Raw genomic sequence first — 9,233 nt, 5'->3', positions numbered from 1 at the left:
CTGCTACGCTCTGCAATCAAAGAAGCCATGCTCAGCCGTATCGATGCGGCGCTCAACTTCCGCTCTGAACAACAAGAAAAGCTCAACCAAGCACAAGATAAACTCTCGGCACTGACTGAATCTGCGGTTGGCCTCGAAGACAGAGTAAACCGTACAGTTGTCGTTTCTCCAGTAACCGGCACCGTTAAAACGTTAGGTATCAATACCGTGGGTGGTGTAATCCAGCCAGGTATGGACATCGTTGAGATTGTACCGACCGAAGACTCCTTGCTGGTTGAAGCAAAAATTGCCCCACAAGACATCGCATTCCTGCGCCCAGAACTGACCGCCATTGTTAAGTTCAGTGCTTATGACTTCACCAAATATGGTGGCTTAGAAGGCGTGTTGGAACACATCAGCGCCGATACGACACAAGATGAAGAAGGCAACAGCTTTTACATCGTGCGTGTACGTACCGAGAAACATAATTTTGGACAAAACGAAGAGCTGCCAATCATTCCAGGTATGACAGCCTCGGTCGATATCATCACGGGTAAAAGAACCGTACTTGAGTACATGTTAAAACCTATCCTCAGTGCACAAAACAACGCACTGAAAGAGTAAGGACGTTTGATGGTTAACAATGCCTTTCAATACATAGTGAACCAACAAGAGCTGAGGCTATGAAGTCTCGAATATCGCTGTTACTGCTCGTCCTCACCTCTTTTACTTCTGTCGCTCTCAATAAGAACGACCAAAGGTGGATCGATGCGGTCACGCAGACCTACGGCGAGAGAGCCGGAAAACGCGTGGCAACCTGGCGTTCAAATATGACGTCATACGATGGTTTAAGCGAAAAAGAAAAGCTCACGTCAGTTAATCAGTTCTTCAATCAGATGTACTTTGTCGACGACAGCATTCTGTGGGGAAAAAACGACTACTGGGCGACCCCGCTGGAATTTTTAGGCAGTAACGCAGGCGACTGTGAAGACTTCACCATTGCCAAATACTTCTCTCTGCTTGAACTAGGCGTTCCAGATAAGAAATTGCGATTAGTGTACGTAAAAGCACTGGAGCTAAACCAATTCCACATGGTGTTGGCTTACTACTCCACACCGAGTGCAGAACCACTAATTTTGGATAACTTAAACCCTGAGATAAAGCGCGGTTCTAAGCGCCCTGACCTACGACCAATTTACAGTTTCAACGGTAAAAACCTTTGGTTAATCAAGTCGGCAGCAGGCAGCGGCAAGCTAGCAGGGAAATCTTCAAGATTGAGCTTATGGAACGACTTACGTTCCCGTGAGCGCTCTCTAAAATTAAACAAACCCATTATCAATTACGATGAGTAGGTACAATGACTTTATATAAACAGCTTGTGGTCGGGATGGTTGCGGTGTTCATATTACTGATGACGTCAGTCTTTATGATCGAATTCAATACTACTCGTGGATACTTAGAGGAGCAGCAACGCTCTGAGGTAAGTAATACCATTAATACTGTTGGACTGGCTCTTGCCCCTTACCTTGAAGAAAAGGACAAGGTATCGGTAGAGTCTGTTATCAACGCTCTGTTTGATGGCAGTTCTTACTCGGTCGTACGATTGATTTTTCTCGACAGCGGTGAAGACATCATCCGTTCATACCCTGTAAAACCTTCGGGCGTACCCCATTGGTTTATCAATCTCAACCTATTTGAACCCGTTCATGACCGCCGAGTGATCACCAGCGGTTGGATGCAGCTTGCAGAAGTAGAGATCGTCAGCCATCCAGGCCCGGCCTATGATCAACTGTGGCAAGCCTTTACCCGCTTATTAAGCATCTTTGGTGTGATCTTCTTACTCGGCTTGATCTCGATTTCATGGATCCTTAAGCGAGCACTACGCCCACTATCGATGATCATCACCAAAATGGATCAGATCGCTAAGAACCAATTCGGTGAGCCATTAACACGTCCTAAAACAAAAGATCTGATCTTGGTGGTTGATGGCATCAATCACATGTCGACTCAAGTTGAACAAGCCTTTAAAAACCAAGCGAAAGAAGCTCAGAAGCTACGTGAAAGAGCGTACATTGATCCGGTTTCTCAGCTGGGTAATCGCGCTTACTACATGTCGCAATTAAATCAGTGGTTGGAAGAATCAAGTTTAGGTGGCCTTGCTGTACTGAAAGCGGAATTTATCAGTGAAGAGTATGACGAGAAAGGTTACCAAGAGGGTGACACGTTAGTTCATCAATTGGCAGAGCAACTGCAAGCTTCTATCTCATCACCAGACATCACCATCGCGCGTATTTCTAGTGACGAGTTTGGTTTCATTATGCCAAACATTGATGAAAGCGAGCTTAAACTGGTCGCTGGCAGCATCGTTAACTGTATTCAAAGCCTAGGTTCAGATCCAACAGGCATGGCAAACCCACACATTGCATTGGGTGTAACGTACAGCAACAAACGTAAAACCAGCACTGAAATCATGTCATTAGTCGACAACGCGCTCTCTAGTGCTAAAGCGAATCGTGAACTTGCTTACGGCTACGTCACTGCTGACGACCATGGCGCAGTAATGGGTAAACAACAATGGCGTATGTTGGTTGAAGAGGCGATCATCAATGACCTAGTCACATTCCGCCTGCAAGCTGCAAACAATGCGTTTGGCAAAACCTATCACCAAGAGGTGTTCTCTGCGATAGAGAAGGATGGCATTCGTTACGGTGCTAACCAGTACCTATACGCACTAGAGCAGCTTGAAATGAGCCACATTCTCGACCAATACGTTATCGAGAAGATGATTGAGAAGCTAACAGCACAAGAGGTGACAAGCCCAATCGCAATCAATATCTCACCAAGCAGTATTTCTCAACCAAGCTTTATCCGTTGGATTGGTAAAACGCTTGAGCAAAACGCTTCAGTTGCTCACCTGCTGCACTTTGAGATCCCAGAAAACTGTTTCATCAACGTTCCGCACTACACGGCACTATTGTGTAACACCATTCGTAATGCTGAAGCGATGTTTGGTGTCGATAACTACGGACGTAACTTCCAATCACTGGACTACATCAACGAGTACCGTCCTAGCTACGTGAAACTGGATTACCTGTTCACGCATAACTTGGACGATGAGAAGCAGAAATTCACGCTCACGTCGATTTCACGAACGGCTCATAACCTTGGTGTCACCACCATCGCATCTCGAATCGAAACTCAGACTCAGTTAGATATCTTGTCTGATAACTACGTAGAAGTGTTCCAAGGCTTCATTGTTGATAAATAGTTGTAAGGGTTATATCGCATGCAAGATCCACTATTGAACTCATTGATCTACGTTAGCCGATATTACGGGTTAGCGAACTCGCCTGAGGCGTTGGTCAATGGGTTACCACTATCAGACGGAAAGCTAACCCCTTTCCTGTTCCCACGTTCTGCCGAACGTGCGGGGCTAGTGGCAAAAGAAAACCGTTCCGACTTAGATAGCATTCCACACCTCATCTTGCCGGCGGTATTATTGCTAAAACAGGGCGAAGCTTGTGTGCTCAACAGCATCGACCTTGAAAAGCAAGAAGCTGAAATCATCACAGCAGAAAGTGGAATGGTGCCAATCATCATTCCTGTTGCTGAACTCAAAGAGCAGTTCATTGGCCGCTACTTCTTAGTTAAAAAGCAGTTCCGCTATGACGAGCGCTCACCAGAAGTTCTGAAAACACGCAAAGGTCACTGGTTTTGGAGCACTATTTGGGAATCGAAAAACATCTATCGTGATGTGTTAATTGCATCGATTCTTATCAACATTTTTGCGATTGCCGCGCCGATGTTTACGCGTTTGGTGTACGACAAAGTGGTACCCAACCTTGCATTTGAAACCTTGTGGGTGTTAGCGAGCGGTATCTTCGTAGTCTTCCTGTTCGATCTGCTCTTAAAGTTGATGCGTAGCTACTTCATCGACGTTGCGGGGAAAAAATCCGATATCCTGATTTCCTCCAAATTGTTCAGCAAGGTACTTGGCATTCGTATGGAAGCAAAACCAGCTTCAGTTGGTGCCTTCGCGAAGAACTTGCAAGAGTTTGAGTCCATTCGAGAATTCTTCACCTCAGCTACGATTGGTTCTCTGATCGATTTGCCTTTCGCGCTTATGTTCCTCGCCTTAATCTGGTTGATGGCGGGTAACTTAGTGTTTGTTCCTGTCGCGGGCGTTGTGATTCTGATCATCTACGCGCTGCTGATTCAAGGTCCATTGCGTCGCACCATTGAAGAAGGTTCACGTCTAGCCTCTCAGAAGTACGCAAACTTGATTGAGAGTTTGGCGGGCCTAGAAACTGTTAAGCTATTTAGCGCACAGAGCCAGTTCCAATTCCGTTGGGAAGAAGCCGTTGCTCATATGGCGAACTGGAACATTAAAAGCCGCCGCATTACCGACAGCATCCAAAACACCGCAGGCTTTGTTCAACAAAGTACCAATGTAGGGATGATCATTTTTGGTGTGTATCTAATTGCGGAAGGCGAACTGACGATGGGTGGTTTGATCGCTGCAACCATGTTGAGTGGCCGTGCGATTGGTCCTCTCGTTCAATTGTCGCTGCTTTCTACACGTTACAACCAAGCCAAATCTTCAATGACGCTGATTGAACAAGTGATGTCGATGCCTGACGAGCAAGAAGAAGGTAAGCGTTACATTCACCGACCAATCATCCAAGGTCATATTGCGCTGGATAAAGTGACGTTCCACTATCCTGATTCGCCCGTCGCTTCAGTGCGAGATCTCAGCCTGACCATAGCACCCGGCGAGAAGGTGGCGATCATCGGTCGTATTGGTTCAGGTAAAACAACCCTAGAACGCCTTATTATGGGCCTCTACAAGCCCACAGAAGGCCATGTACGCATTGATGATACCGATATGGAGCAACTTCACCATGTCGACGTACGACGCAATATAGGCTGTGTACCGCAAGACAGTAATCTATTCTATGGCTCAGTCAGAGATAACATTACTCTAGGCCGTCCTTTGGTGGACGATCGTGATGTGATGGATGCTGCGAACCGTGCCGGTGTGACAGCCTTTACTCAACAAGATCCTGCTGGCCTAGAACGTCAAGTAGGTGAAGGTGGTGGTTTGCTTTCAGGTGGTCAACGTCAGTCAATTGCGATTGCCAGAGCTTTCTTAGGCCGTCCTCCGGTGTTACTAATGGATGAACCAACCAGTGCAATGGATAACCGTTCAGAAATGCACATCAAGCACCAGCTTAGCCAACTGTTACCAAGCGAAACGCTGATCCTTATCACTCATAAAACCTCGATGTTAGATGTTGTAGACCGAGTCATCGTGATGGAGAAAGGCAGCATAATTGCTGATGGTCCGAAAGCTAAAGTTCTGTCCGATCTAAAACAAGGTCGTGTAAGAGCAGTTAGCTAAAGCCTGTCATCAACACAATCACCAAAGGGGGGAGCGAATGCTCCCCTTTTTTATTCCCTTAAACCGTGACAAAAGGGGAACAAAGTAACTGAACATTTTCTTATTTTCTCGAAGTTAAGTTGAGTAAAATACCAGGCTATCCATTAACAAAGGGCTCTTGGTGTCTAATCTCAACCTGCTTAGGTATTATCAGCGAATCGCACCCATGGGTGTCGGCAGCGAAATGAAAACCACAGTACAGGAAGTGGCTGATTTACTGTGTACTTCTCCTCGACATGCTCGCAACCTGTTATCACAAATGCAAGAGCTAGCGTGGTTAACCTGGCTACCTAAAGCCGGTCGAAACCAACGATCTTCGCTACTGTTAAATATCGAATTAGGCGCACTCAAAGAGAGCCTTGCTCTAGAGAGAATCCAACAAGGCAAGTATGAGAAAGCTTTGGCTATTGTGGATGAAGACGAAGCAACGTTTGGCCGCCTGCTGAAAACCACCTCAGGGGCTTCTGTTCAGGAAGGCCGTGTCAGTATCCAACTCACATACAAGCGAATGTTTGAACGCATTGTGCCACATCAATTACACCGCTGTAGCGAGCGCTTCTTCTTGCGTCAGGTGTATTGCTGCTTGGTATCCAGCCATGACAATGGCGTTATCAAACCAGAACTCGCTCACCACTGGCGCTATGACGAAGCGAGCTATCAATGGACATTCCACCTTCGTCCCGGGCTTACGTTCCACAACGACGAGTCAATTGACGCTGATACCATTGTGAGCCTCTTTGCTAAACTCAGTGCCCTTCCCTATTATCAAAAAGAGCTCGCGCATGTCAGCGACATCAGCGCCCCACATCCACTGAAAGTGGTATTTACACTAAGCAAACCAGATCAAGGGTTCGCAGGGCTTGTGTCTGGTGTCAAATACGGTATTCAGCCAGCAAACCAAGTTAATGTTGCAAACAACAATGCAGTGATTGGCAGTGGCCCATTTACAGTGGTCGAACACGACAAAAACAGACTTAAACTGCAAGCGTTCGATGGCTACTATTCGTGTCGTGTATTAGTCGACTTAGTCACGATTTGGAGCGTCAACGACGAGAAAATGGAGAACCCGTCGCTTTCCAGTAATACACCGATCCAAGTATCTGAAACGACAAGCGGTATTGAAGTCTCAATACAAACGCCTAATGCGACTCACTCGAGTCAACACAGTCGCACTGAAGACGGCTGCTTGTTCGCGTTATTCAACCATCATGCTAAGCATCCGTTAACACGTGCCCAACGTTGTTACATTACAGAATTAATTCAGCCGCAGCGACTACTCGAAGTATTTCGCAAAGAGAAGATTCATTACGGCAGTGTCGTTGCCAACAACTTATTACCTGTTTGGAAGCCCGTTTTACGCCCATTTGGTGAATTCAGCGCGCTACCAAAAACCATTACCATTGCTGGATACAACTATACAGCGCTGCGTCGATGCGCTCGGGCTATTTCTTCAGTACTTGCCGAGCACAACTGTGTGGTTGAAATGGTGATGTATTCCTATCGCGAGTTGAATGAAAAAGCGAACAACGGCACACTCGATGAGACACTGATCTTAACGAATATCAATTTAGACGATAACCGTCATGCTTCAGCGTTTTCTAATTTCTACTGTAATAACGTGCTGTACCACACTCTAGGACAGACAAATGCCAACTGGCTTGATCAACAATTGGAAAATCTACGAGCATGCACTCCGTTAGAAGATTACCTAACAGCGCTAGAACCGATCGCTTCAACGTTAGTCAGTGAGTACTGGATAGCGCCAATGTTTCATCACACGCAAACATTACGATTTCAAGGTGTCTTAGAAGATGTCGCACTCACTAATTGGGGATGGCCAGATATTCGTTCGGTGTGGTCTTCTGATTAAAGAACTGTTGCGATGAGGATGTTTTGATAGAGGCGCCGCACACTGACGCCCTTTATAGTGAAATGTCTTCTTGTTCCATCTTAAAGGAACATTGAATCTCGTATTGATTGAAGGAAAACACACTTCCCCCATGGGTGCGCTTGGTCGTCACAGTTTCATCACCAAACTGCACGGTGACTCGTGTATAAACCTTTTCGTGTGCTTCGACTGTGCACTCCGCAAGGTTCGTTTCAAATTCCGCTTCCAGAGTATCCAACTTTTGTTTAGTGCTTTCTATGGCATGATTGTTCTTCTCGCGCTGCTGCTCTATTTGTAACGCTTGTTCTTCGCTTCGCTCTGCTTTAGGTAGTTTCTTAAACTCGAGCTCTTGGCGAATCACGTCCATAGTCTGTTCTTGCGCGTGTCTGTAGATTTCCTTGAGTTCAGCAATCTTCTGTCTGTATCCATCATAACGAGCAAAACCATGAACCTTAGTTGCAGTATCCCCCTCAACGCCCAAGAAAACGCACTCCACCTTACCACCGACTTTCGCTTCACCGCCACTGAGTGTGCCGTGCTTCTTGAGTGAGTCCATCACAATAAGGTTGTTACCACAGCGTATTTCGTTACTCATGCTGTGCACGCCAAAACGAATATCGCCCGCCGTCTGTAATTCGGCGTTTTGAGCATAGCTTGCCGTGATAGAACCTTTGCTCAATACCTTACAGCTTTTCGGTTCTCCCTCTTTGGTCGTATGTCCGATGATTCCTTTCGCGACTTTGATATCGCCTTGCGCCTGAACTTCAGCCGATTCAATAAAGCCGCCGACGGTAATACTCCCTGTGGCTTTCACAACCATTCCAGGTTCAATGTTGCCAGAGACAAACACATTACCTTTAAACTTTACGTGTCCAGTAGAGACATCGACATTGCTAACACACAGTGCGTCATCCACTTCGATGGTTCGATCTTTAATGATGGGTAAGCCAGGGTGGGAAGCGAGCAATAGATTGGGGTCATCAGGAGAAATGTAGGTGCCTTTGCCAGGCTTAATTAAACTGTCTTGTCCAGGGATTGGGGGGATGACTCGGCCTTGAACCGTAAATCCAGCGACACCTTTGGTCGCGGGAGTGCGCTTCATCAATTGGTCATTCAGTCCAACGGTGATGGTTTCTCCCAAATCCCGCATATCAATCTTGCCTTCGTCTTTACCTCGGGGCTTTAGAACTTGACGTGTAATGTCTTCCACGAGCGCTGCAAACTTAGCGTCTTTCCCTCTGATCGGCTGAGTACCTTTGGCGACAGGTTGAGTAAACTTTTCACCAGGCCTAAGTTTACTGCTCATCATCAAGACTTTTCTTAGAGCTAACTTGTTAATCCCTTTCGTGATATGGGCCTGAGCAAGGCAATGAATGATGTCACTACCACGCAGTGGGTTTCCGTTGTATGGACCAGTGACAACAAGACTCGCTAACATCTCGTCATCGGATAGTTGCACCTCTACACTGGCGTCACGAACTTCAGCAATCAAAATACCTTCGTAAGCTTCTCCTTTGCCTTCTTTAGCAAGAGAAACAAAACGCAGCACTTCTTCTTCAAAAAGAAAATAGCTTGATGCGTCTATGGCTTCCAAGGCTGGTAGTAGTGTCTTGTTATCAAAGCTTGCATCAACCACAAACCCTGACGGCAGACATGCCATCACTTGTTGCTTATCTTCCGACAGTGTAACGATGTTATCCCACATTCGAATTGAGTATCCCTAATGACTCAGTTGTTATTCAGTCTATATAAATCAATCTGAGCTTAGAATCGTCACATTATAATAATCAGCGTCACATCACTTACTTTCGTGGCTGCAAAGATGACTCAGAAATAAGACGTACTCATTTTATGATTTGCCTCACCTTTACAAAGACAAAGCGACAATTCTCACACGGTTTGATTTGAAGTTTCACTGTCCTGTGA

At 46.1% G+C, this 9,233-nt stretch carries 6 protein-coding genes; 5 read left to right on the top strand and 1 reads right to left on the bottom strand.

The window, feature by feature from the left end; all coding sequences use genetic code 11:
* The 5 genes from BCT81_RS13260 to BCT81_RS13240 form a co-directional block, all read left to right on the top strand.
* Positions 1–603 (top strand): HlyD family type I secretion periplasmic adaptor subunit (locus BCT81_RS13260; protein ID WP_133152620.1); only part of this gene is annotated, 603 nt, incomplete at its 5' end.
* A 59-nt stretch (positions 604–662) separates the two neighbouring features.
* On the top strand, positions 663–1,331 hold the full coding sequence (locus BCT81_RS13255) for a transglutaminase-like cysteine peptidase (RefSeq protein ID WP_061031924.1): 669 nt from the start codon (positions 663–665) through the stop codon (positions 1,329–1,331).
* 5 nt (positions 1,332–1,336) lie between these two features.
* A complete protein-coding gene (locus tag BCT81_RS13250; RefSeq protein ID WP_102424719.1) occupies positions 1,337–3,247 on the top strand; it encodes a LapD/MoxY N-terminal periplasmic domain-containing protein in 1,911 nt (636 codons plus the stop codon).
* Between the two features lie 18 nt (positions 3,248–3,265).
* A complete protein-coding gene (locus tag BCT81_RS13245) occupies positions 3,266–5,380 on the top strand; it encodes a type I secretion system permease/ATPase (protein WP_004736912.1) in 2,115 nt (704 codons plus the stop codon).
* 160 nt (positions 5,381–5,540) lie between these two features.
* Positions 5,541–7,289 (top strand): SgrR family transcriptional regulator, encoded by a 1,749-nt coding sequence (locus tag BCT81_RS13240; protein WP_102424718.1) that lies wholly within the window; start codon positions 5,541–5,543, stop codon positions 7,287–7,289.
* A 52-nt stretch (positions 7,290–7,341) separates the two neighbouring features.
* On the opposite strand, the gene BCT81_RS13235 is transcribed toward BCT81_RS13240, so the two are convergent.
* A complete protein-coding gene (locus BCT81_RS13235) occupies positions 7,342–9,012 on the bottom strand; it encodes a FapA family protein (protein ID WP_102424717.1) in 1,671 nt (556 codons plus the stop codon).
* Positions 9,013–9,233 lie beyond the last annotated feature (221 nt).

It is taken from the genome of Vibrio sp. 10N.261.52.A1, assembly GCF_002876325.1.
Taxonomy (GTDB): domain Bacteria; phylum Pseudomonadota; class Gammaproteobacteria; order Enterobacterales; family Vibrionaceae; genus Vibrio; species Vibrio chagasii.
The sequence above is the reverse complement of the archived record's forward strand: the minus strand, read 5'-3'. Positions and strand labels throughout refer to the sequence as shown.